This is a genomic window from Paenibacillus doosanensis (assembly GCF_025060755.1).
Lineage (GTDB): Bacteria > Bacillota > Bacilli > Paenibacillales > NBRC-103111 > Paenibacillus_S > Paenibacillus_S doosanensis.
Map to the genome: position 1 here is coordinate 92,505 of NZ_JANYUY010000021.1, position 21,179 is coordinate 113,683.

Annotated in this window: 16 protein-coding genes, 17 tRNA genes and 2 rRNA genes; 5 read left to right on the forward strand and 30 right to left on the reverse strand. The window is 52.6% G+C overall.

Features of this window, described 5'->3' with window-relative positions:
• Window positions 1-10: 10 nt before the first annotated feature.
• Window positions 11-664 carry a transcriptional regulator CcpN gene (ccpN, locus tag N0M98_RS16550; protein WP_249865626.1) on the reverse strand — a complete coding sequence of 218 codons (654 nt, stop codon included), beginning with the start codon at window positions 662-664 and terminating at the stop codon, window positions 11-13.
• A gap of 320 nt (window positions 665-984) precedes the next feature.
• Here ccpN and glpX point away from each other — a divergent pair, with 320 nt between their 5' ends.
• The 4 genes from glpX to N0M98_RS16570 all read left to right on the forward strand — a co-directional run bounded on the left by glpX (window position 985) and on the right by N0M98_RS16570 (window position 4,017).
• Window positions 985-1,956 (forward strand): class II fructose-bisphosphatase, encoded by a 972-nt coding sequence (gene glpX, locus N0M98_RS16555; RefSeq protein ID WP_249865627.1) that lies wholly within the window; start codon window positions 985-987, stop codon window positions 1,954-1,956.
• Between the two features lie 91 nt (window positions 1,957-2,047).
• Complete coding sequence (locus N0M98_RS16560; RefSeq protein ID WP_259618584.1) at window positions 2,048-2,857, forward strand: sulfite exporter TauE/SafE family protein; 810 nt, start codon at window positions 2,048-2,050, stop codon at window positions 2,855-2,857.
• A gap of 84 nt (window positions 2,858-2,941) precedes the next feature.
• Window positions 2,942-3,562 (forward strand): hypothetical protein, encoded by a 621-nt coding sequence (locus N0M98_RS16565; protein WP_259618585.1) that lies wholly within the window; start codon window positions 2,942-2,944, stop codon window positions 3,560-3,562.
• Window positions 3,493-4,017 (forward strand): polysaccharide deacetylase family protein, encoded by a 525-nt coding sequence (locus N0M98_RS16570; protein ID WP_259618594.1) that lies wholly within the window; start codon window positions 3,493-3,495, stop codon window positions 4,015-4,017. Before N0M98_RS16565 ends, N0M98_RS16570 begins: the two co-directional genes overlap by 70 nt.
• Before the next feature lie 213 nt (window positions 4,018-4,230).
• Here N0M98_RS16570 and N0M98_RS16575 read toward each other — a convergent pair whose 3' ends face one another.
• The gene (locus N0M98_RS16575; RefSeq protein WP_249865630.1) at window positions 4,231-4,518 is read right to left on the reverse strand and encodes an alpha/beta-type small acid-soluble spore protein; all 288 of its coding nucleotides are present in this window, start codon (window positions 4,516-4,518) and stop codon (window positions 4,231-4,233) included.
• Between the two features lie 148 nt (window positions 4,519-4,666).
• Between N0M98_RS16575 and N0M98_RS16580 the strand changes: the two genes are divergently transcribed.
• Window positions 4,667-4,891 carry a hypothetical protein gene (locus tag N0M98_RS16580; protein ID WP_249865631.1) on the forward strand — a complete coding sequence of 75 codons (225 nt, stop codon included), beginning with the start codon at window positions 4,667-4,669 and terminating at the stop codon, window positions 4,889-4,891.
• Between the two features lie 56 nt (window positions 4,892-4,947).
• Here N0M98_RS16580 and N0M98_RS16585 read toward each other — a convergent pair whose 3' ends face one another.
• From N0M98_RS16585 to N0M98_RS16720, 28 genes are all read right to left on the reverse strand, one after another.
• Complete coding sequence (locus N0M98_RS16585; protein ID WP_259618586.1) at window positions 4,948-6,825, reverse strand: fibronectin type III domain-containing protein; 1,878 nt, start codon at window positions 6,823-6,825, stop codon at window positions 4,948-4,950.
• Between the two features lie 85 nt (window positions 6,826-6,910).
• On the reverse strand, window positions 6,911-7,837 hold the full coding sequence (locus N0M98_RS16590; RefSeq protein WP_259618587.1) for a hypothetical protein: 927 nt from the start codon (window positions 7,835-7,837) through the stop codon (window positions 6,911-6,913).
• Between the two features lie 77 nt (window positions 7,838-7,914).
• Window positions 7,915-9,456: an extracellular solute-binding protein gene (locus tag N0M98_RS16595; RefSeq protein ID WP_259618588.1), complete on the reverse strand. Its 1,542-nt coding sequence runs from the start codon at window positions 9,454-9,456 to the stop codon at window positions 7,915-7,917.
• A gap of 352 nt (window positions 9,457-9,808) precedes the next feature.
• A complete protein-coding gene (locus N0M98_RS16600; RefSeq protein WP_259618589.1) occupies window positions 9,809-11,926 on the reverse strand; it encodes an alpha-L-arabinofuranosidase family protein in 2,118 nt (705 codons plus the stop codon).
• Window positions 11,927-12,123: 197 nt separating this feature from the next.
• A complete protein-coding gene (locus N0M98_RS16605; protein ID WP_259618590.1) occupies window positions 12,124-14,151 on the reverse strand; it encodes an alpha-L-arabinofuranosidase family protein in 2,028 nt (675 codons plus the stop codon).
• Window positions 14,152-14,164: 13 nt separating this feature from the next.
• The gene (locus tag N0M98_RS16610) at window positions 14,165-16,015 is read right to left on the reverse strand and encodes a sensor histidine kinase (protein WP_259618591.1); all 1,851 of its coding nucleotides are present in this window, start codon (window positions 16,013-16,015) and stop codon (window positions 14,165-14,167) included.
• Window positions 16,012-17,025 (reverse strand): response regulator, encoded by a 1,014-nt coding sequence (locus N0M98_RS16615; protein ID WP_259618592.1) that lies wholly within the window; start codon window positions 17,023-17,025, stop codon window positions 16,012-16,014. The genes N0M98_RS16610 and N0M98_RS16615 overlap by 4 nt, the downstream gene beginning before the upstream one ends.
• Window positions 17,026-17,061: 36 nt before the next feature.
• Window positions 17,062-17,934 carry a carbohydrate ABC transporter permease gene (locus tag N0M98_RS16620; RefSeq protein ID WP_259618593.1) on the reverse strand — a complete coding sequence of 291 codons (873 nt, stop codon included), beginning with the start codon at window positions 17,932-17,934 and terminating at the stop codon, window positions 17,062-17,064.
• A gap of 3 nt (window positions 17,935-17,937) precedes the next feature.
• Window positions 17,938-18,879 (reverse strand): ABC transporter permease, encoded by a 942-nt coding sequence (locus N0M98_RS16625; protein WP_249865639.1) that lies wholly within the window; start codon window positions 18,877-18,879, stop codon window positions 17,938-17,940.
• Between the two features lie 302 nt (window positions 18,880-19,181).
• Window positions 19,182-19,261: transfer RNA gene (locus N0M98_RS16630), tRNA-Leu, on the reverse strand.
• Window positions 19,262-19,266: 5 nt separating this feature from the next.
• Window positions 19,267-19,343, reverse strand: a tRNA-Arg gene (locus N0M98_RS16635).
• Window positions 19,344-19,362: 19 nt separating this feature from the next.
• A tRNA-Leu gene (locus N0M98_RS16640) sits at window positions 19,363-19,451 on the reverse strand.
• 9 nt (window positions 19,452-19,460) lie between these two features.
• Window positions 19,461-19,534, reverse strand: a tRNA-Cys gene (locus N0M98_RS16645).
• A gap of 10 nt (window positions 19,535-19,544) precedes the next feature.
• Window positions 19,545-19,619, reverse strand: a tRNA-Gly gene (locus N0M98_RS16650).
• A 10-nt stretch (window positions 19,620-19,629) separates the two neighbouring features.
• Window positions 19,630-19,701, reverse strand: a tRNA-Gln gene (locus N0M98_RS16655).
• Window positions 19,702-19,710: 9 nt separating this feature from the next.
• A tRNA-His gene (locus tag N0M98_RS16660) sits at window positions 19,711-19,786 on the reverse strand.
• Window positions 19,787-19,806: 20 nt separating this feature from the next.
• Window positions 19,807-19,880: transfer RNA gene (locus N0M98_RS16665), tRNA-Trp, on the reverse strand.
• A 6-nt stretch (window positions 19,881-19,886) separates the two neighbouring features.
• Window positions 19,887-19,972: transfer RNA gene (locus N0M98_RS16670), tRNA-Tyr, on the reverse strand.
• Window positions 19,973-19,990: 18 nt separating this feature from the next.
• Window positions 19,991-20,066 (reverse strand) — tRNA-Thr (locus tag N0M98_RS16675).
• A 20-nt stretch (window positions 20,067-20,086) separates the two neighbouring features.
• Window positions 20,087-20,162: transfer RNA gene (locus tag N0M98_RS16680), tRNA-Phe, on the reverse strand.
• Window positions 20,163-20,189: 27 nt separating this feature from the next.
• Window positions 20,190-20,266: transfer RNA gene (locus N0M98_RS16685), tRNA-Asp, on the reverse strand.
• Window positions 20,267-20,284: 18 nt separating this feature from the next.
• Window positions 20,285-20,361: transfer RNA gene (locus N0M98_RS16690), tRNA-Met, on the reverse strand.
• Between the two features lie 15 nt (window positions 20,362-20,376).
• Window positions 20,377-20,452 (reverse strand) — tRNA-Val (locus N0M98_RS16695).
• Window positions 20,453-20,473: 21 nt separating this feature from the next.
• A tRNA-Glu gene (locus N0M98_RS16700) sits at window positions 20,474-20,548 on the reverse strand.
• 9 nt (window positions 20,549-20,557) lie between these two features.
• Window positions 20,558-20,646, reverse strand: a tRNA-Ser gene (locus N0M98_RS16705).
• Window positions 20,647-20,649: 3 nt separating this feature from the next.
• Window positions 20,650-20,725, reverse strand: a tRNA-Asn gene (locus N0M98_RS16710).
• 7 nt (window positions 20,726-20,732) lie between these two features.
• Window positions 20,733-20,849: ribosomal RNA gene (gene rrf / locus N0M98_RS16715) — 5S ribosomal RNA — on the reverse strand.
• 153 nt (window positions 20,850-21,002) lie between these two features.
• Window positions 21,003-21,179 (reverse strand): 23S ribosomal RNA (locus N0M98_RS16720); the annotation flags it as partial.

The following is a 21,179-nucleotide window of genomic DNA, read 5'->3' on the forward strand; positions in this document are numbered from 1 at the left end:
CTGCCGCAGCTTACGGCTCCGTTGCCAGCTCCAATAAAATCTGCGTCATGATCGTCTTCGTCACCCGGCCTACAATATCCCAGCGCGGCCTTCCGTTCGCCGTATTATGCTTGGAGCGAACGACAACCGGTAGACTGTCGACCTGATGATGTATCATTTTGCGCGCCGCATCGATGACCGTATCCTCCGGCTGCACATGAATGACATTGGGCTCCCTGGTCATGACCATGCTGACCGGCATCGAAGCCGCCGCCGTATTGCCCAGCGTAAATTTCAGCAAATCCTTACGGGAAATGACGCCGGATAAGCAGCTTTCTTCATCCACCACCATCAGGCTTCCTACATTTTCCATAAAAAGCGTTACTACCGCATCGTGCACCGAAGCGTTCTCCCGCACAATGACCGGCATCGACTGCACATCTTTCACTTTAAGCCCCTGCAATCGGCGGGAAGCCTGGCTTCCGGTCGACATCGCCGATCCGGGGGAATACCCTACTTTGGGCTTGGCGTCAATGTATCCAAGCATCACGAGAAGAGCCAAATCCGAACGAAGCGTCGGACGGCTTAAGCCGAGCATTTCTGCGATCTGTTCCCCTGTAATCGGGGCATGTTGTTTGACAAATTCCACAATTTGTAATTGTCTGGCAGTCAGTTCGATGTCCATAACCTCCCTGTCCGTATCGTATCGAACATTAACGATTATCTGCATTGTATCAAATATTGCGGCTAACTTGAATCCATAATAGCTTGCCGCCTTCAAATAGACCGTCCCTTCTAAACGGAAATTCGGCCTTTCAATTGACCGCATCCTACTTTTAAAGGCGTTATATTCATACTTTTGACATGATAGTGACCTGTTTTTATAAAATATATTGCACATTTATTCCTTAATTATTATACTATATTCAGTAATCATTGTATCCTATTTGATCAATAAACAACACATAATCACGAAATATTCGGATACCGGGGGGAAAAGTAGAGATGGAAAGAGAACTGGCGCTGGAAATCGTTAGAGTTACGGAGTTGGCTGCATTGTCCGCCGCACAATGGATGGGGCGAGGCGACAAAATTCAAGCCGACGGAGCCGCCACATCCGCGATGAGAACAATGTTCGATTCGGTATCCGTACAGGGAACCGTCGTGATCGGCGAAGGCGAGATGGACGAGGCTCCCATGCTGTATATCGGCGAGCAGGTGGGCAACGGGCAAGGGCCCGAAGTAGACGTAGCCGTAGATCCTCTGGAAGGGACGGAGCTTGTGGCCAAGGGGCTAAACAACGCTCTCGCCGTTATCGCCATAGCCAACAAAGGCTGCCTTCTGCATGCACCGGATATGTACATGGAGAAGCTCGCCGTAGGACCGGCGCTTGCCGGCAAGCTCTCGCTGAGCGATCCTCTGGAGATCACGCTTCAGAAGGCTGCCCATGGTTTGGATAAGCCGCTCAGCAATTTGACCGTCATGATCCTCGACCGCGATCGGCATCAGGATATGATCGGCACGCTTCGCCGCGTCGGGGTCCGCATCAAGCTGCTCAGCGATGGCGATGTAGCCGGGGCCATGGCGCCGGCTTTGTCGGAATCCGGCATCGATCTGTACGTCGGTTCCGGCGGCGCTCCCGAAGGCGTGCTGGCGGCCGCGGCGCTGTCCTGCCTTGAAGGCGAGCTTCAAGGACGACTGATGCCGTCCAATGACGAAGAATATAACCGCTGCCTGCAGATGGGTATTTTGGACCCGCACAAAGTGCTTTCCATGGAGGATATGGTCGGTACCGAAGATGTCATCTTCGCCGCCACAGGCATCACTCCCGGCGAATTTCTGGGCGGCGTGCAGTATTTGGGCAACCAGCGCGCAGAAACGCATTCCATCGTCATGAGGGCCAAGACGAAAACCGTACGCTTCATCCGCTCCATTCATTACTTGCCCAATAAACCGATTGCGGTAGCTTCTCTGTAAAGCCCGCGCTTTTTCACCGCGCTTCTAGTGATCTTCTTCCCCTATATGGTAAAATGTCCATGACATCTCCAGGGAAGAAGGTCTATTTTTTATGTCGTTCTTTTTTTATACCGCTGTCGGCTTGCTATCGGCTACATTCGGCAGTCTAGTCGGTTTAGGCGGCGGCGTCATCATCGTCCCTGCGCTCGTTTATTTGGGACCTTGGTTCATCGGCCAGCATATATCCGTTGCTACTGCCGTAGGCACCTCGCTTGCCGTGCTAATCTTCACCGCGTTTTCCTCCACGATTACTTTTTATAAGCAAAAAAGAGTCGATTTCCGGAGCGGCTGGCTGTATTTCATTACTTGCGGCCCGGGAGCTATGCTCGGCTCCTATACGACCCAGCTCGTTAACGCCCAATCGTTTCAGCTCATCTTCGGCTTATTTATGCTGGTGATGGCGTCGCTGCTCGTGGCAAGAGACTACATCAAGCCGCTGCAAGTGAACTGGAGCATCCAAAGAACTTTTACGGACGCTCAAGGAAAGCGGCATGAATACGGCTACGGGATCGTTCCAGCGCTCGCCATCGGACTGATCGTCGGCTTTATTTCCGGGCTGTTCGGCATCGGCGGAGGCTCGCTCTTCGTGCCCGCCATGGTGATTTTGTTCCGTTACCCTGCCCATGTCGCGACGGCTACGTCCATGTTCGTCATTTTTTTATCGTCCATCATGGGCTCCGTAACCCATCTAAGTCTGGGCGAAATCGACGGCTGGATGGTTCTTGGCCTTGCTCCAAGCGCTTTGGTCGGCGGCTGGCTAGGCGCCAAAATCGCCGGCAAATTAAGCGGTAAAGCGCTGCTCTGGGTGCTGCGGATTACGTTCTTTGCCGTCGCCGTCAAAATGATCGCGGAAAGCGTCTGAAACCGAAATTATTTTTCCGCGAAGGATAATCTTGCGCTCCTCCACAAAGACTAATGGTTATCTATAGTTCAAGGGGGAGAGCGCATGAAACCGTCTTTACGGCAAACGGCCCTTTTTCTGTCTATTGCCGTTTTTAGCATCTCGGGTTGCGAGCAGCATCCCGCACAGTCCAACAATGCGCCGAATCCGGCGTTACATACGCAAAACCGGCAAGGGGAGACGCGTTCTGCCGACGACCTTATGTTCCCTGCCCTTACAGAGCAAGATATTGCCAAAGCGGTGCGGCCCGATCCTGCCGACCAGGCTCCTCTGCAAATGCCCAAGCTTACGGTCTCCGATTCTTCGCAGCAGGGACAACAGGACTCCTCGGCCGCGAAGCCTCCGGAGCAAACGCAGGCATCTCCCGCACCTGCACCTGTACGTCAAACCGATAAAAAGCCGGTAGCCGCTGCCAAAGAAAAGTCGGCGTCCACCGCCACCAAAAAAAGCACGGCCGCCAAACGGCTGACGTTGGCTCAGCTCGTTCAGAAATATCCCGATCTATTGCTGCTTAAGGGATCTTCGAAAAGCAAACAGATCGCACTTACGTTCGACGATGCGCCGGATACCAAATATACGCTGCAGGTGCTCGACATATTGAAAAATACGATGTTCGGGCGACGTTCTTCGTCGTTGGCCGCCTTGCGGAAAAACATCCGGCGGTAATAAAGCGAATGCACAAGGAAGGACATGTCGTAGGAAACCATACGTACAACCATGCTTTACTAACGAAGCTCTCCGTCGAGCAGTTTCAATCGCAAATCGCCAAAACGCAAATCATCGTAAAAAACGCGATCGGCTACACCCCGCGGCTGATTCGTCCGCCTTACGGGGAAATATTGGAATCCCAGCTGCTGTGGGCTTCCAAAAACAATTACGTTATCGTCAACTGGAACGTAGACTCCAAAGACTGGAAGCAGCTCAGCCAGGAGCAAGTAACCGACAACATATTGAGCCATGCCGCATCCGGCTCTATCGTTCTTCAGCATTCCGGCGGCGGCCCTCGCCAAAATTTATCGGGCACCGTTGCCGCTCTGCCTACCATCATCGAGTCGCTTCAGTCACGGGGCTACAAGCTCGTCACCTTGCCGGAACTGCTGAACGTCTCCAAACAGCTCTAAGAGGATGGTAAAAAACGCCCACTTCGCCTCTGGGATCGTTCTATGGGTAGACATTACTTTCGGGGGAGCCCCCGGATATCCACAGGAAATGGCTGCGCATCATTTCCTAAACAACGACAAAGCCCGGAGATGCCTCCGGGCTTATTCAAGCTGCCTTCTCTTGCGATGAACTTGATCCGGACCAAACCGGGCATCCAACCAATCGTGCCTCGATTATTTTTGCTGCTCGGCCAGCTTTTGCTGAGCCATGCGGATCATTTCCTTCACCATGCTTCCCCCGATTTGTCCGCCGATCTTGCCTGCTTGCTCCGTCGACAGCTGCCCGTTGCCGCCTTGAGCTTCCAGCGGAATGCCGAGCGAGCGCGCAACCTCGTACTTTACATCATCCGGTCTGTTCATATTTACTTCATAGCCTTGTCTGCGCATGACTTCGCCCTTGAACTGCTCCATACCCGCAGAGGCGTTCGGCACGACCAGCCGGTTCCTATTTCTTCTTGCCATTACGATTGTCCTCCTTTATCAACGTCATCAGTCATAGCATGGTCGCAAAGGAAACGGAGTATTCTTCTCAACACATAAAACGGGGTAGCGGCGCGAACACTAATGACATTAAACGAACATGAAAAGTTAAAGGAGAACAGAAGAACCTATGAGCCACTTATCTGAAATTATAGAAAACCATAAAAATCTGGACGATTTATTTGCCATTATTAAGCATTACGGCGTCAGCGCCGAATTCGTTACCGATGCGCTTGTCCAACGCTTCGAGCAAATTCAGAAGGATGAAGACGGCGAGGACAAAAATACAGAGGAAGAATCGGCTTACTGCGCAGAAATTATCGATTCTTTAAGCCAATACTATGCCCGCTTGTAACGACTAGCCGCCAGACAAAAACAGGACGCCTCCGAAGAAGCGCCCTGCAGCGATGCTCAATTTTTTCTTAACGTATTCGAATGATGATAACTGGAACCGTTGGCATTTTGCGATGTCACCCGGTAGTAGTAGGTCGTGCCGGCTGCCGCGCTATTGTCCGTATACGAAGTCCCGGTAATTCCGCTTTGCAGTACGGTAAAGTCCGTGTGCGTCCTGGTGCTGCGGTACACGGTATAGCTGACCGCATTGTTTCGGTAAATGCGCGTCCAATTGTAGTTCGTCTTCACATTCAGCGAATACAGCCCGAATTTGCCGCTGGGGAACGTATTATCCGTCACCTTCAGAATCGGGCCCAACTGATTCAGCGAGCATTCAATCGTGTTTCCTTCGACGCGTATATACATAAGCAGCTTCGACAAGTCCACCGATTTGGCTTTGACGTCCGCCAATACTTGGGCTCGCGTTTTGCCGGCCAGCACCGTCTCCGCGCCGTTTTGGACCTTCACGATTTTAAACCTGTCTTCGTTAATATTGTAAACAAATTTGTAATAATTGTTATCGTCAACATATCTGGCAACGACCCCGTAGGCATAGGCAGCTTTTCCGGAGGCTGCGGCAACTTGCTCCGCCATCGCTTCGCCTTCATAATTTCCGGTTGCGCTGCTGCTGAATATGGTCAGACCCGTTCCTTCCAGCGGCGACTGGTAAAAATTAGCATTCCGTCCGCTGTCCGTGACCACGGACCACGTTCCTTTATTTTGCGTCCACTGGTTGGCTTCCCCGTCCTCGAAATATTCGTGATACGTCTCGGCGCGCGCCGGAGTCCAGCTCATGGAGATGGACGTCGAGCCCTCGCTTGTTATCCTTGCGTCATACGGCGCAAGCGGAAGTATGCCGGCAGCCGTCGCCGTCATCTCGGAAGATGCCGCGCTTTCTCCTCTGCCGTTATAGGCGGTAACCGCAAAATAATATGCGGTCCCCGGCGTTAAGCCCGTAATCAGCTGCCCCACATTATTGCCCGCATCGACGGTGCTCGTATAAGAGCCCGAGGCGGTCCCGTATTTGACCTTATAGCCGGTCGCCCCTGCGACGCTTTGCCATTCGACGGCGATATTGCCCGCTGTCTCCGCATAAGCCCGCCTTGACATCGGAGCCGCAGGGCTCGCTAACGTCGTATTCGTCTCATTGGAGAGTGCGCTTTCGCCCGAAGCGTTGTAAGCGGTCACTGCAAAATAATACGCTGCATTATTAGCAAGCCCTGTAATGCTCGCCGTTAACGCGTTGCCCGCATCGATGGTATGCGTATAGCTGCCGGAAGCGGTGCCGTATTTGACTTTATATCCAGCGGTGTTCAAGCTCGGCTGCCATTTGAGGGTGACCGTTTGATTTCCCGCTTCGGTATTCATCAGCTGCGTCGGCCTCGGAACTGCCGGTTGGCTGCTGCGCGTCCACTCTACGCGAACGACGCTGTAAGGCGGAACGAGCACGGGATTGGCCGTCGGCTCCGTTTGAACGGCAACGGCGTCCGGGATATCCGGACTATTAGTCGTCAGCGGGTCCGCGCTGGTCGTATACGTTTTGGTCATTGCCGCCGTTACATTGCTTCCGTCCAGCCGAATAACGACATCATGCGCGTTCGCCGATTTGTTCGTAATGACCGCGTAGTTTTTGCCGTTATCGCCCTTGAACGCCTGGGCGAAGAGCGCAGGCATCGTACCGCCCGTCTTGGTCACCGTATCGCCGCCCGTTACCGTCGTTCCCCAGGCGGTCGTCCCCTGGTTAATGGCTCCGTCGATGACCTTCAGCGAGGCGGCCGGCGTGCTGTAGTAAGGAGCCATGTCCAAGCCCGCCGTATCGATCGTCGCGCCGTCCTGATAAGCGTCCTCCAGCGGCATGCTGTAATCGACGGAAGGCGTGAACACGCCGTTCGTCATGCGATAACCGGCCAAATAGGCGATGTTCGGATTGGTGACCAGACGGAGAACGGACTCGCTGACATAAATGCCTCCGTACTGGGTATTATCGAGAAGTCCGCCCAGCGTAACGCCGTGCTCGCCTATAAAGATTTTGGGGTTGGGTCAGATGGGAAGTATAGTTATCGGCAATGAGCGCGTTCCAGTCATCCAAATACCCGTTGGCGTCGGTCATAGCCGCAGCGGGCGTAGAACCGTTGCCGCGAAATCGATGGGTTGTGATGGCGTCCCAATATTTGTCGGGATATTGATAAACGTCTTCATCGAAGCTTTGCGCCTGCGTATTGCTCATGGAGATTACCGTTTTGGCGCCGGGATACGCGCTTTTGATCACATCGTTAAACGTTTTTGCGCGGTCCAGATAGTCCGTGCCGGTTTTGAACGCCGCCTGCTGATTGCCGCTTTCCGGCACGTAGAACGAAATCTCATTCCCGAGCTCGAAGTAGAGGACAGGAACGTGGTTATCGTTCAAATATTTGGCCAGATCGCGCGCCTGCTCCGGATTATACTGCAGCACATTGACCATGATCACAGCCTTGGCCCCTGTCTTTTGCAAAAATTCCACGTAGTCGGAGATGCGCTCGCCCCCCTTGGCCATCTGATAGCGCCGGGAGTAGAGCTGATTGTAATAACGGCGAGGCTCCTTCTGCGTCTGTCCGTTAAACTCGGCATCCGTTACCCCCAGCTTCCAGGAAAAGCTGTTCGTCGGGGTGCCACCCGGCCATCTCATAAAACCGATACGCCCGTAGTCGACCGCCGAGTCAATGAAATCCACGGCGTTCATTTTGATGGGAGTACGCTCCGGCTCGTTATTGAGTCCCCTGAAATCGGGATTATAGTTTATAACCGATCCGGTATCAATGTCGATGGTGGCTGAAGGGGTGGCCGCATGTGCCGGAACCGGCAAGGCGCAAGCCATAGACCATACGAGCATACACAAAATAAGGAAATGGGACTTGTAAATGTTCTTCACGCCATATCTCCTCTCCATGAGCAAAGGTATCCGTGCAAAGGTACTCCTCCGTTTTTTAGAAACGGACAAACGCAAGTTTATTTGCGCTGCTGATAAATTTCATTTACTTCTTTGGTCAATTGCTCGCCGCCGTTTTTCAGCCACTCGTCCGCGGCTTTATCCACTTCTTCGATAGGAGCGTCTCCGGCAATGACCCGCACCATGGAGGACATCCATTTCGTATTTAAGGTCGTCAGGTTCAGCTTCTTGTAGGCCGCGGTCTCCGCTTCGAGGCCCAGTCCGTAGTTCGGCCAATCGTACTTATCGTTGGTGTTCAGCCACTGCTCCACTTGCTTGACGTACTCCTGGTCATGATACTTATGAAGCTGAATTCCTTTGTCGGCGCGGCGGAAAAAGTTGATCGAGAACAAGCTTCCCGTTTCCTTCGTCTCCAGCTTCTCAAAGCCGCCGTCCGCCTTCTTTTGATAGTCGACGCCTTCCACGCCTTCCTTGATGAGATCGTACCCTTCGTCGGAAAGCATATAATCAAGCAGCTTGAGGATGCGCTCCTGCTTCTTCGGGTCGATATTTTTGTTAATGACGACCTTGTTTTGCCCCATTCCGTCGGTTTGAGTAGCTCTGATCCCGTTCGGACCCGCCGGCGGAGGCAGCTGGACGAGCTGGGCCCCCGGCGCATTTTTCTTCATATTCGGAATGTCGAGGCGGATCACCTCGTTGGGATTGACCAGCTGAATTCCCGACTGGCCGTTCCACAGCTTGTTGCGGGCGTCCGCCGACTTCATGACGAGGAAGTTTTTGTCCAGAACCCCTTCCGCGTAAGCTTTGCGCAGAAACCCGATGAACGCTTTCAGCTCCTCCTTCTGAGCCTGCATCGCCACAAGCTTACCGTCCTTCAAAGCCCAATCGTTCCCCAAACCGAACGCCCCCTGCAAATAGGCGGCATTGCCGAAGGTGCCGTTCGAATTAACGAGAATCGAGAAGCCTGTCGTGTCCGCCTTGCCGTTGCCGTCCGGGTCCTCCGTCGCAAAGGCTTTGGCGACCTGATAAAAGTCGTCGATCGTCTCGGGCATCTTCAAATTCAGCTTGTCCAGCCAATCTTTACGTATGGACATCGAGAACAGATGCGGAATACCGTAATACGGGATGCCGTAGTAGGCATCTTTCGGATTCAGCTCCATCCACGCTTCCTCGGGAAGATGCTTGGTTAAATTCGGATATTGGCCCAGCAGCGGCTTGACATCCAGGAAGACGTTTTTATCTCGCCACTGCATATAATCCTGGGTTGCGATCCGATATACGTCGGGCAGGCTGTTCGATGCGGCAAGCACACTGATTTTATCATTGTAGCTGGCGCCGGGAACCCATTGGATATCCAGCTTGATATTCAGTTTCTCGTTCAGTTTCTTCACAAGCGCCGAATCGCTCGATGGCCCGATTTCCGCATATTGCGGAACCATCAGCGAGATGTTCATCGTTTCTTGTTCAGCGTTGGTATCAGCCTTCGCTCCGGCTCCCCCGGCTTGCGACGAAGGACTTCCGCTTGTCGAGCAGGCCGTGAGGCTGCTGACCGCGAGCAGTACGGCCATGCTAATGCAGCAGCTTTTTTTCATAGTGGACATCCATTCCCTTCTTTACAATGTGATGAAAAACGCCGTATGCGCATGCGAGAGCATCTTCCGATCGCTCTTGTTCCCAGATTCCTTGAATGGTTATTGCTTTTTTCTATGGAGAAAATCCGTTTTCAAAGGCGAACGCTAACGCTGTTCCAACTCTCTACCGACTATCCGGCCGCTTTTTCACCGCGCTTCTAAAAGTGTGGTGAAAAAGTCCGCTGCGGTGTCCATTTGATCCTCCAATCGCTGTTGAAAACGGATTCTTTGGATTGTTTTTTCGTTTTTCTGCGGAGAGAATCCGTTTTCAAAGGCGAACGCTTACGCTTTTCCAGATTCAAATGGCCCCTCCGCTCTTTTTTCACCAGACTTCCAAACGCATATGCAATCTCGCGACCGAACCCGCCGGCATGACGAATTCAGCACAACCGGCAGACGTTATCGCCAGCGCCGATTCGTTTAAGTGATAGCCGGTTCTTCGATCCCACTGCGCATGGACGAGAAAAGGCGAGTCGCTGTATTGCAGCAGCAGCGAAGCTTCCGTCTGCTCTCCAGCCCAGTCTCCCTGAAGACGGACCGTATGCGCATCCTGCATGTCGCGATTGGCAAGAAACAGGATGATTTCGTCCTGCCGGTCCGAAATGACGGCGGCCGCATCGACATGAGGCACATCGTCCATCGGCCGGATACGCACCCAGGTTTGCGGCATCGCGAAGGCCGAGCCCTCCGTCTCGAGAGGCAGATGCCGCCAACGCGTATCTTCTCGTAGGAACGGCTCCGCGTACAACCGAGAGGTGTCGTTCCCGGGGTTCACGGGCCGCATATCCACCGGATAAGCCCGGTAATACAGCGTGTTATCCCTCTGATAGGCATATTTCACGGCATCGCCTTGACGAATAAAGGCATTGAGCATAGAAGACACATAGCAGGCGTGAGCCATCGTCTCATATTCCGCTTTGGGCCAGCCACCCTCGGTTTCCGGCTCGAGGTTCCATTCCCCAATTTCGAGAATGAGCGGATTGAAGCCGTGCCGCTCGGCCAGTTTCTTCAGCTCGATAATATTCGCCTCATATTGCGTCGGATAAGACACAAGCACCTGATTGTAAAACACGGGATCGGCTTGATTGGCGGTAAGCCAGTCTTGGCGCAGCCCCTCGTCCCGAATCCCTCTCGTATATTGATGAATATCGAGTCCGTCGATATAATCCGGTCCGGCCGTTTCAAACATGCGCCGGTTCCATATAGGCGGCTCTCCCGGAATTTCCGAATAGTCCACATACATCGGGTCCGCGCCGGCCATAATGATCGTAATGCCGGGATCGACCTGCTTCATCATGGAGTAGTACGTTTGAATCCTCCTGGAAAAATCGATCGAATTCGTGTAGCCGAATTGATAATCGCCGTAGCTCTCATTGCCCACCTGCCACAGCTTGACCCCCCAAGGCTCCGGATAACCGTGCTCCGCCCGCAAACGGCCCATCGGCGTCGTCTCGTCTCCGTTAACATACTCCACCCAGTCCGCGGCCAGCTCCGGCGGCAGGTCGTAGCTGAAGCCTACATTCAGAAGCGGCTCGGCCCCGACGATCTGGCAAAACCTAAGAAACTCGTTCGTGCCGAAATAGTTGGGCTCAAGCCCGCCCCAGTTCTGGTTGTCCCGGACGCAACGCTGCTCCCACGGGCCGATGCCGTCTTTCCAATTGTACTCGTTCGCGTAATTGCCGCCCCATCGAAGGGTGGTGACGCGATACTGCTTGAGCAGCTCAATCGTCGTCGGGTTGTAGATTTCCTCTACCGCATCGCCGGACGCCAGCATAACCCAATCCAGATCAAACCAGCCCGGCCCATCCGCATCCGCCGTCAAGCTCAGTCTATATTCGCCGAAGGGAGAATCTTTATAGCGGAACTCGGTTGCCCTTGGCAATGTCAGCTTGACTTCATAGCGCTTCCACTGCTCGCCCAAGACGATGCTGCTCTCGGCAAATGTAGCGCCCGCCTTATCCTCGATCGCCGTATATAGGCGGGTAACCGCTCCTGAGGCTCTGGCATAAAATCGCAGACAATATTCCAGCGTTCTTTCATCGGCCAGCGTAATGCGCTGCATAATCCCTTGCCTGCCCGTTCCTTCGCCGATCTTGACCCGCTGAAACCGCTTCTGCCCCTGCTTGCCGTGAACCCCTCCGTCACGCTGCTCGAAAGCGCCGTCCGTGCTGCCTGCAGGCTCCCATGGATAGGCCAGCCCCGGCGTCAGCGGCGTATCTCTGTACATGATCTCGGTCCGCATCATCCACGGCAAGTTGGTGCCGTCCTTTTTTCTTTTGGAAAACCAGTTCTCGAACGAGCCGTTGGCGATACAATCCTCGATAATGCCGGGATACGTATCCCGCCCGTTCATTTCAAAAAACTTCCCAAATATCCGCTTGTCCACATACCACGAACTCGGCTCCGCCGATCCGGTGCGAACGGTTGTATGCAAGCCCATGACCGCCCTCCTGCTTTTTTATTCCAGGGAACACTCGCCATGCCGGTTAGACATGATGTCAGCCAAGCTGCGACTTGGATGGGGGAGCGCGGTCAACACACGGTCAACACCGTCTTCCCCTCTAGCCCCCGCTTCTTCCAGTATGCGCGGAATCCATCGCTATTTCGTTACACAATCCCTCGAAATATTATCCGATTTCAGGATGATTGTTGGAGCGGCACTTCCAAGACGTACACGGAATGAGGCCTCAGCTCATAGGTCCAGACAGACCCGTCTATTCGCACGCGCTGCGCTTCGGCCGTAATTAGGGAAGGTTCGAATACCGTATTGTACCGCTCATAATGTTCTCCCGTCAGAGTATGCAGAAGTACCTCTTCCTTCGGCTTCCATGCGCCCAGATCGCAGACGAGCTCCGTAGGCTCCAGCGTCCGGTTGACGACAAAAACCGTCAAGAGATCGCCCGTTTCGGAGATGCAGGCAACCGTGTCCACATTCGGCAGACTGTCGCACTCCATCGGCAGCTTGCAGGGACCGGCATGAAACGTACCGGACTGCGTCCGGGTTTGCACGACGCGATGAAGATTACGGTTCGCGTATAAGCGCAGCAAGTGATAGGTGGCCGTTCCGAATATGACGTCGTTTTTTCCGCTCCAGCCGGGCTTTTTCATACGCTCGTAATGATCCCCTACCCGAATGCAGCCGCCGACCCACCCGTTAACCAGATCGGAAAAGTTGGCTATATGCACTAGATGGCTTTGTCGAATCATTTCATTCAGCATGCACGCATTCGCCACGGCCGCCTCCAGCGTATGATTGTTCGGCATATCGGGATTCGGAAAATACATCGTGTTCCATTCCGTTACCGCGATTTTCAGATGCCGTAAATCTTCCCTGCCTTGAATGATCGATTCGATTTCTTCGAACAAATATCTTGCCGTTTCCGGGAAGGCGGCGATCGCTTTGAACCGGTCGCTTCCCGGCGTTGCCGCATCGATAGGGAAAAAGTTTTGTCCCTGGTAAATATGCAGCGTAATGAAGTCCATAGCATGACCGGCTGTTTCCAATACGATGCGGTTCCAGCCGGGAACCAGCGAATCCCGCGCCGTCCCGCAGCCGAGCAGCACAATAGACGGATCTTTGGCCTTCATCGCTGCCGCGAATGTGAGGAATTGCTGCGCGTACGTCTCCGCGGAGCAGACGCCCGCCTGCCATGGTCCGTACATCTCGTTGCCCACTTCCCAATATTTGACCCGATAAGGCTCCGGATGCCCGTGGCTCGCCCTGAGCGCTCCCATAGGGGTGCTCGCGTCTCCGTTGCAGTATTCGACCCATCTGGCCGCTTCTTCTGCCGTTCCGGTGCCCATATTTACGCAAATTTGCGGTTCGGCGGCAAGCTGCCGGCATAAGTCCACGAACTCGTCGGTGCCGAAATATTTATGCACCTGTCCTGCCTGCTCCCAAGCTTCGTTGACATAATTGGGGCGCAAGTACACAGGACCGACAAACTCCTCCCAGTGATACAAGCTGATATAGTTTCCGCCCAGCCGCAGAATGCCGCCGTTCAGCGCCTTGGCCATTTCGAACACTTCCCGCTTCAGCAGTCCGGTCTGCCCTTCGGGGAGAAGGGAAATATGATCGAACCAGATCACGCCGGTCGAAGTCGAATCGGCCCATGCGGCCGGCGGAAGAGGGACGGCCCACACCTGCAGCTCGGCCGCAGCGCAGGAACGGGAAGCCGTTATCCGGCCGGTAACTTCCTTCCAGCTATGGGAGTTTACCTCAAGCTCCAGTTCCCCCAGCATGTCGCCGTTCGCGCGGTCGACCAGCTTCAGGTGCACCGCGTTTAATTCGCGTGTCGCTCTTACATACATCCTGACGGCATAAGGAATACTCCCGTCGACTTGCATCCGCTGTCCGATTCCCGACGCGCAGCGGTCTTTATTGAATATCCTGATTTTCTGGCTATGGCCGGAATGAAATCGGGCCGGGGGCTCCAAGGCATACTGCGTATGCTTTCCGAAATTGAGCGGATACCAAGGCCCGGACACGCCGTCCAAATTATGATCCTCCTCTTCGAAATCCATATTTGTTAGAGGATACGCCAGCATCGCGGGCATATGATCATCGATATCCTCGATAAAATGTCCGAAAATATACGGATGAATGCAATGATCCGCAATATCTCTGCCGATAGTAAGCCGTGCATTTTGTACGTTAACCATCATTTTCCGCTCCTTATCACTTATTTGCGGGCCGTTCTGTCAGAAAAGGGATTCTGATGGACACGACCGTCCCTCTGTTCTCGAATGAGGTAATCGTGAGCCCGTACTTCGAACCATACTGCAAAACCAGCCGGGCATGAACGTTCACAATGCCGAGCGATTCGCTTCGGATCAGCGTCTTATTGTCCTGCATCGTGATGCTATTGAGCCGCTGCTGCAGCTGCGCCAGCTTGCCGTCCGAAATGCCTTTGCCGTTATCGGCGATTTCAATGATCAGGTCTTGAGCTTCATTGTAGGCGCTGACGATGACCGTGCCATGGCCTCCGCTTGGCTCCACCGCGTATTTGACCGTATTTTCGATAATCGGTTGCAAAGAGCATTTCACAATCAGAACGTCCAAATATTTCTCGTGAACATAAAAACGGCTTTGAAAATGTCTGGGAAAGCGGATCTTGACGATTTCCAAATATTTCTTGACCTGACTGATCTCTTCACTCAGCGAAACGACGGGCTCGACGATGGAGGCCGTATACCGGTAATAATCCCCCAAATTTTTGGCGATCACCTGAATGCGCTCGTTTTTTTCGATGTAGGCCAAGCTGTTAATGATTTCCAATGTGTTATACAGCAGATGCGGATTGATTTGATTTTGCAGAGCTTGAATCATCGCTTCCTTCTGCCTGAGCAGCATTTGCATCTCATTTACTTTCATGCTGCCGATCGTCTCGATATACTCGTGCAGCTGCTTGGTCATGCGATTGTAACTGCGGCTTAGCAGCTGAATTTCGTCTTTGCCCGGAACCACCTCCGCCCGCATATCCAAATTCCCTTTCTCTACATGTTCCATAAGCTGCTTCAGCTTGCGCAGCGGACTTGTAAACCTTTGCGCAATGACCGGCACAACGATCAGAACCATGGCGGCGAGCCCCAGCATAGCCACGATCATCGCATTGCGCGCTACGGTAACCCCGCTGGCCATCACTTCGAACGGAACCATGGCAACCACTCTCCACCCGGTGAGCTCGGAAGTATTGTAAGCGACCAGCATCTCCTTGTCTTGGATGGTCTGAACGGAGGACGCGGTATCGAACTTAAGCCCGGCCAGGGAGGTGGATTGAAGCGATTGGCCGATCATGGCCGAGTCGGGATGATACACAATGGTCCCCTCCTTGGATACGATAAAAAAATACCCCTTCTTAGCGAATGAGGAACGGACGATAGTTTTTTCCAGCTCGCTAATTTTCAGATTCATTACGAGCCTTCCCGCCAATTTCATCGTTTCCGTCGAATAGACGGGAACCAGCATGGAGATGACGTTTTTACCGGTCACCTGGGATCTGTGGGTCGGAAGCAGCTTCAAGTCGCTCATCATCTCCAGTCCGTACCAAGGCTCCTTCGTATACGATTTGGAAATTTCGTCAAAGCGCTGAATGTTCGATATGACCCTTCCGTCAAGAGACATCAGAAACAGGCTGTCCACTTCGCTATAGTTCAGAGCGACATAGTTGTTCAATACATCCTCAATGTCCGCAGGGTACGTCGGCGTGACCGTCCCTCCGCTGACAAGCCAGTTCTGAATAATTCCCGCTTTGCCCCGGTTTCGGGTGAAATCGTTGCGTTCCGGCAGCGGACCGGCTATCAGGGTAGATACGGATATTTTCATTTGTTGAAAATACAATTCGATTTGCCGGTTGAGGCGATACGAAGCATCGTCGGCAAACTGGTAAAAATCGTTTTTGGCCGCTTTCATATAGAAATATTGCGACAGCGCGCCCGTCAGCAATATGGAGGATAACGCCGCCGCCAGCAGGATAACAATCAGCTTGACTTTGATCGAGCGGCGGCTGAACCAGCTTCCCGCATTCATAGGCCCAACCCTTTGCGGTACTCGTTAGGAGTCACCAGCGCGACATGCTTGAATACGCGATTGAAATAGGGCAGCGTGGCGAAACCGACATCCTCGGCGATTTCATATACCTTTTTATCCGAAGTCCGAAGGAGCTCCATCGCTTTTTCAATGCGGATATAATTCAAATAGTTCACAAAGCTTTTGCCTGTATATTGTTTGAACAGCACTCCGAAATACGAAGAACTCAAATTGGAGTAATCCGCCATTTGTTTCAGCGTCAATTCGTCCTGCATATGCGCCCCCATATACTCGCAGGCGCGTTTGATGACCAATCTCATATTGTTCCCGGCAAACTGGGGGTAACGAAGCGTCCATTCGTGCAGCAGATCGTGAAATACGTGCCGCACCCGCTGTTCGTTCAAATCCTCCGGAAGTGAGGCATCCTGAAATTCCGGATGAATGATCTTGATAAATTCCGTGAGCTTCCCCATAAAAATGCGAAGATAACTGGTTTGGGAGCCCTGATCCAGCGAACGTCCGCCCAGAATCGCATGCAATATCCGGTCGGTCTGTTCAAACAGCCCGATCGGCTCGAATTCATGCAACCGGTCGATGAACCGCTGAATGTCGCGCAATATTTGATTCGGCTCTATGCACGTTTCCAGCCTGCCGACAGAACGAGACAGCGCGGAGTGAAGCTCGACCTCCGAGATGGGCTTCAGTAAATATTCGGATACATGCAGCCGGATCGCATTTTGCGCATAAGAGAATCGGTCATGCCCGCTGATTATAATAGTGACAACCGGCAGCCGCTGAGTGCGAATTCGGTGAATCAGCTCCAGACCATCCTGATCCGGCAGCTGAATATCGGTGATGACCACCGTCGGCCACAGCTCTTGCATCAGGCGCCAGCCTTCTTCACAGCTGGCGGCCTCCCCCGTAACCTTGAATCCGTCCAACTGATGCACCATTTCCACAAGCGCATCCCTGATCAGCAGTTCGTCTTCCACGACAAGCACATGATACACTGTAATCCCCCCCACAATACCGCGCAGGGTGCTAAGCTATCCCTTGACCGAACCCATCATCATGCCTTTGCTGAAATATTTTTGCATGAACGGATACACCATAAGCAGAGGCAAGGCCGTCAGCAGAATAGCTGCATACGGTACGGCGGAGGTGTAGCTGTACCCGGTATCCGTAACAACGAGCCCCAGCTCGGAGGAGTTCACGATCAGGATTTGGCGAAGAAACACCTGGAGCGGATATAAATTGGCATCATTCAAATACAAAATCGCCTGAAAGTAAGTATTCCAATTAGCCACCGTATAAAATAACGTAAAAGTGATTAGCACCGGCAGCGAAACCGGAAGGATGATCCGCCATAATATTTTAAATTCCCCGCAGCCGTCGATCCGGGCCGACTCTTTGATTTCAACGGGCAAAGTCTGAAAATAGCTGCGCATCACAATCAGGTTAAAGGGAGCGATCGCTCCCGCAAGCCATATGGACCAATACGAATTGATCAGTCCGAGCCCATGGATCACCAGGTAAGTTGGAATCATTCCGCCCTGAAATAGCATTGAGAACAGCACGATGACATTGACGGCCGTCCTGCCCTTAACCCCCGAATGAGAAAGCCCGTAAGCCATGAGCGTCGACAGCGCCATATTGATGAGCGTTCCTACTGCGGTAATGTAAATAGCATTATAGAAAGCGCGCGTAAATTGGGCGTTGTCCAGCAAAAACCTGTATGCTTCCAGCGTCCATTCCTCAGGCCATAGAACAACGCCTTTCAGCAGCAGCTCCTTGCTCGACGCAAAAGAACTGGACAAAGTAAACAGCAACGGGAAGACGACGGTCGCCGCCAAACCGATGAGGATGACGGTCACGCAAGTATTGAAGACATTATCCTTAAAAGACTGTCCCGCTTTCATCCGCTAGATCACCCCCTCCTCGCCGAATTTGCGCGCCAGCTTGTTGGCAGTCAGCACCAGCGTAAGACCGACAATCGATTTAAACATGCCGACGACCGCCGAGTAGCTGTAATCCCGCTGAAGTATGCCGGTACGATACACATACGTATCGAATACGTCGGATACGCCCACATTGAGCGGATTTTGCAGCAAGAAAATATGCTCGAACCCGATATCCATAAAATGACCCAGTCTTAAAATGAACAGCACGATAACGACATAGCGAATGCCCGGCAGCGTAATATGCCATATTTGCCGAAACCGTCCCGCACCGTCCACCTTGGCCGCCTCATACAACGACGGATCGATGGAGGCCATCGTGGCCAAATATAAAATCGACCCCCATCCTGCACCCTGCCACATATTTTGCAGCAGCCACATCGGACGCAGCCACTCCGATTTCGTAAACAGCTCGATTTTACCGAAGCCGGCCGACACCAGCCATTGATTGATAATTCCGTCTTGTGAAGAGAACAGAGTCATCGTCATGGACACGATAACGACCCAGGAAATAAAATGCGGTCCGTACATGATGGTCTGTACGGTGTTCCGAATCGTTTTCAGTCTGGATTCGTTCAATAGCAAAGCGAGGATGATAGGAGCCGGGAAAAAAAACAGGATATCCAAACAAGCGAAAGCAAATGTATTTGTAAGCAGTAACGGAAAATCCGGTTCGGTAAATAACCTGTTGAAATTATCCATACCGACCCATGGACTGCTCCACATGCCGGAAAACGGATCATAGCGCTGAAACGAAATAAGTAATCCAAGCATGGGCACATACTTAAAGATCAGGAAATAAACCAATCCCGGCAAAATCATGACATAAAACGGAAGATGGGCTGCGATCCGCGCTTTTTTTAGACCCTGCCCGACGGATGCAGCTGCTGCTTGAGCACCTCTCATAATGACCTCCAATGTATAAACGGCATTTGAACTCATTATAGAGGCTCATCCTGTGAATTGCGTTCCCCAATATATCGATTTCTTAACTGATTTCACTTTGTTATCGATGATCGGCAGACCCTAGTATAAGTTCGAGGAAACGCTTTCATAAAACTATCATACATTACGACTCCAGCGGGTTTGAATACAATTGCCAGCCGGAAAAGTGAGTATTTCGGACACATAGCGGATTTAAGATCGACTGGGGATTTTCGTATAAAATACAAAAAAGCATGAATCTTAAAGATTCATGCTTTTTTGTATGCCGGTGAAGGGACTCGAACCCCCACGGTTTCCCTCACGATTTTGAGTCGCGCGCGTCTGCCAATTCCGCCACACCGGCAAGTATGGCGTGCCCTAAGAGATTCGAACTCCTGACCTTTTGATTCGTAGTCAAACGCTCTATCCAGCTGAGCTAAGGGCACATAATTATGAAGTTTTACTTGGTGCCGAAGACCAGACTTGAACTGGTACGGTAGTCACCTACCGCAGGATTTTAAGTCCTGTGCGTCTGCCGATTCCGCCACTCCGGCGTAAAAAAATGGAGGCGCCACCCAGACTCGAACTGGGGGTAAAGCTTTTGCAGAGCTCTGCCTTACCACTTGGCTATGGCGCCAGGTAACATATGGAGCGGAAGACGGGAATCGAACCCGCGACCCTCGCCTTGGCAAGGCGATGCTCTACCGCTGAGCCACTTCCGCATAAAATAAACTGGGGATCTAGGATTCGAACCTAGGCATGACGGAGTCAAAGTCCGTTGCCTTACCGCTTGGCTAATCCCCAATATAAACATGGGGCGATCGATGGGACTTGAACCCACGAATGCCGGAGCCACAATCCGGTGCGTTAACCCCTTCGCCACGACCGCCACAGCTATAATAAAAAAATTGGCAGGGGCAGCAGGAATCGAACCCACACCAAAGGTTTTGGAGACCTTTGTTCTACCTTTAAACTATGCCCCTATAATATGGTGGAGGCTGATGGATTCGAACCACCGAACTCGTCAGAGAACAGATTTACAGTCTGCTGCGTTTGGCCACTTCGCTAAGCCTCCATATTATGTTGTAATCAATGGTGCCGTCGAGAGGACTTGAACCCCCAACCTACTGATTACAAGTCAGTTGCTCTACCAATTGAGCTACAACGGCGTAACACATTGTGTAGTACATGGTGGCTCGGGACGGAATCGAACCGCCGACACGAGGATTTTCAGTCCTCTGCTCTACCGACTGAGCTACCGAGCCTTACTATACATTCGCTTCTGACTTAAATGGCGGAGCCGACGGGATTCGAACCCGCGGTCTCCTGCGTGACAGGCAGGCATGTTAGGCCTCTACACCACGGCTCCACACTATAAAAGATAAATTGGTTGCGGGGGCAGGATTTGAACCTGCGACCTTCGGGTTATGAGCCCGACGAGCTACCGGGCTGCTCCACCCCGCGTCGTTGAAGTTTATATGGTGGAGGCTGAGGGGATCGAACCCCCGACCCTCTGCTTGTAAGGCAGATGCTCTCCCAGCTGAGCTAAGCCTCCATATAACCATTATAACATAAATGGTGACCCGTAGGGGATTCGAACCCCTGTTACCTCCGTGAAAGGGAGGTGTCTTAACCCCTTGACCAACGGGCCTTACTGCTACGGAGAGAGAGGGATTCGAACCCTCGAGACGCTTGTGACGCCTACACGATTTCCAATCGTGCTCCTTCGGCCAACTCGGACACCTCTCCATATGGCTCCCCGAACAGGACTCGAACCTGTGACAACTCGATTAACAGTCGAGTGCTCTACCAACTGAGCTATCAGGGAATGTACCGCTTGGCGACGTTCTACTCTCCCAGAACCCTTCGGTTCAAGTACCATCGACGCTGGAGGGCTTAACGGTCGTGTTCGAGATGGGAACGCGTGGTTCCCCTCCGCCATCATCACCAAACGGTATAGCTTGTTCAAGGCTTGCGCCTTGAAAACTAGATACGAAACTCGTGCGCGTAGCGAGCAATGGTTATTTGTTCTTCCCGGTTTGTTTCCGGGCCCCGAGAAAGTATTTGGAATCAGCTTCAAAGCTTCTCTTCACTTTCTTGGGAATTTGGTTAAGCCCTCGACCGATTAGTATTCGTCAGCTCCACACGTTGCCGTGCTTCCACCCCGAACCTATCTACCTCGTCGTCTTCAAGGGGTCTTACTTACTGGGAAATCTCATCTTGAGGGGGGCTTCACGCTTAGATGCTTTCAGCGCTTATCCCGTCCGTACGTAGCTATCCAG

Excerpts from the sequence above, each read along its gene's own strand:
- ccpN (WP_249865626.1), bottom strand. The coding sequence starts at position 664 with ATGGACATCGAACTGACTGCCAGACAATTACAAATTGTGGAATTTGTC.
- glpX (WP_249865627.1), top strand. The coding sequence starts at position 985 with ATGGAAAGAGAACTGGCGCTGGAAATCGTTAGAGTTACGGAGTTGGCT.
- N0M98_RS16560 (WP_259618584.1), top strand. The coding sequence starts at position 2,048 with ATGTCGTTCTTTTTTTATACCGCTGTCGGCTTGCTATCGGCTACATTC.
- N0M98_RS16565 (WP_259618585.1), top strand. The coding sequence starts at position 2,942 with ATGAAACCGTCTTTACGGCAAACGGCCCTTTTTCTGTCTATTGCCGTT.
- N0M98_RS16575 (WP_249865630.1), bottom strand. The coding sequence starts at position 4,518 with ATGGCAAGAAGAAATAGGAACCGGCTGGTCGTGCCGAACGCCTCTGCG.
- N0M98_RS16580 (WP_249865631.1), top strand. The coding sequence starts at position 4,667 with ATGAGCCACTTATCTGAAATTATAGAAAACCATAAAAATCTGGACGAT.
- N0M98_RS16585 (WP_259618586.1), bottom strand. The coding sequence starts at position 6,825 with ATGACGAACGGCGTGTTCACGCCTTCCGTCGATTACAGCATGCCGCTG.
- N0M98_RS16595 (WP_259618588.1), bottom strand. The coding sequence starts at position 9,456 with ATGTCCACTATGAAAAAAAGCTGCTGCATTAGCATGGCCGTACTGCTC.
- N0M98_RS16600 (WP_259618589.1), bottom strand. The coding sequence starts at position 11,926 with ATGGGCTTGCATACAACCGTTCGCACCGGATCGGCGGAGCCGAGTTCG.
- N0M98_RS16605 (WP_259618590.1), bottom strand. The coding sequence starts at position 14,151 with ATGATGGTTAACGTACAAAATGCACGGCTTACTATCGGCAGAGATATT.
- N0M98_RS16610 (WP_259618591.1), bottom strand. The coding sequence starts at position 16,015 with ATGAATGCGGGAAGCTGGTTCAGCCGCCGCTCGATCAAAGTCAAGCTG.
- N0M98_RS16620 (WP_259618593.1), bottom strand. The coding sequence starts at position 17,934 with ATGAAAGCGGGACAGTCTTTTAAGGATAATGTCTTCAATACTTGCGTG.
- N0M98_RS16625 (WP_249865639.1), bottom strand. The coding sequence starts at position 18,879 with ATGAGAGGTGCTCAAGCAGCAGCTGCATCCGTCGGGCAGGGTCTAAAA.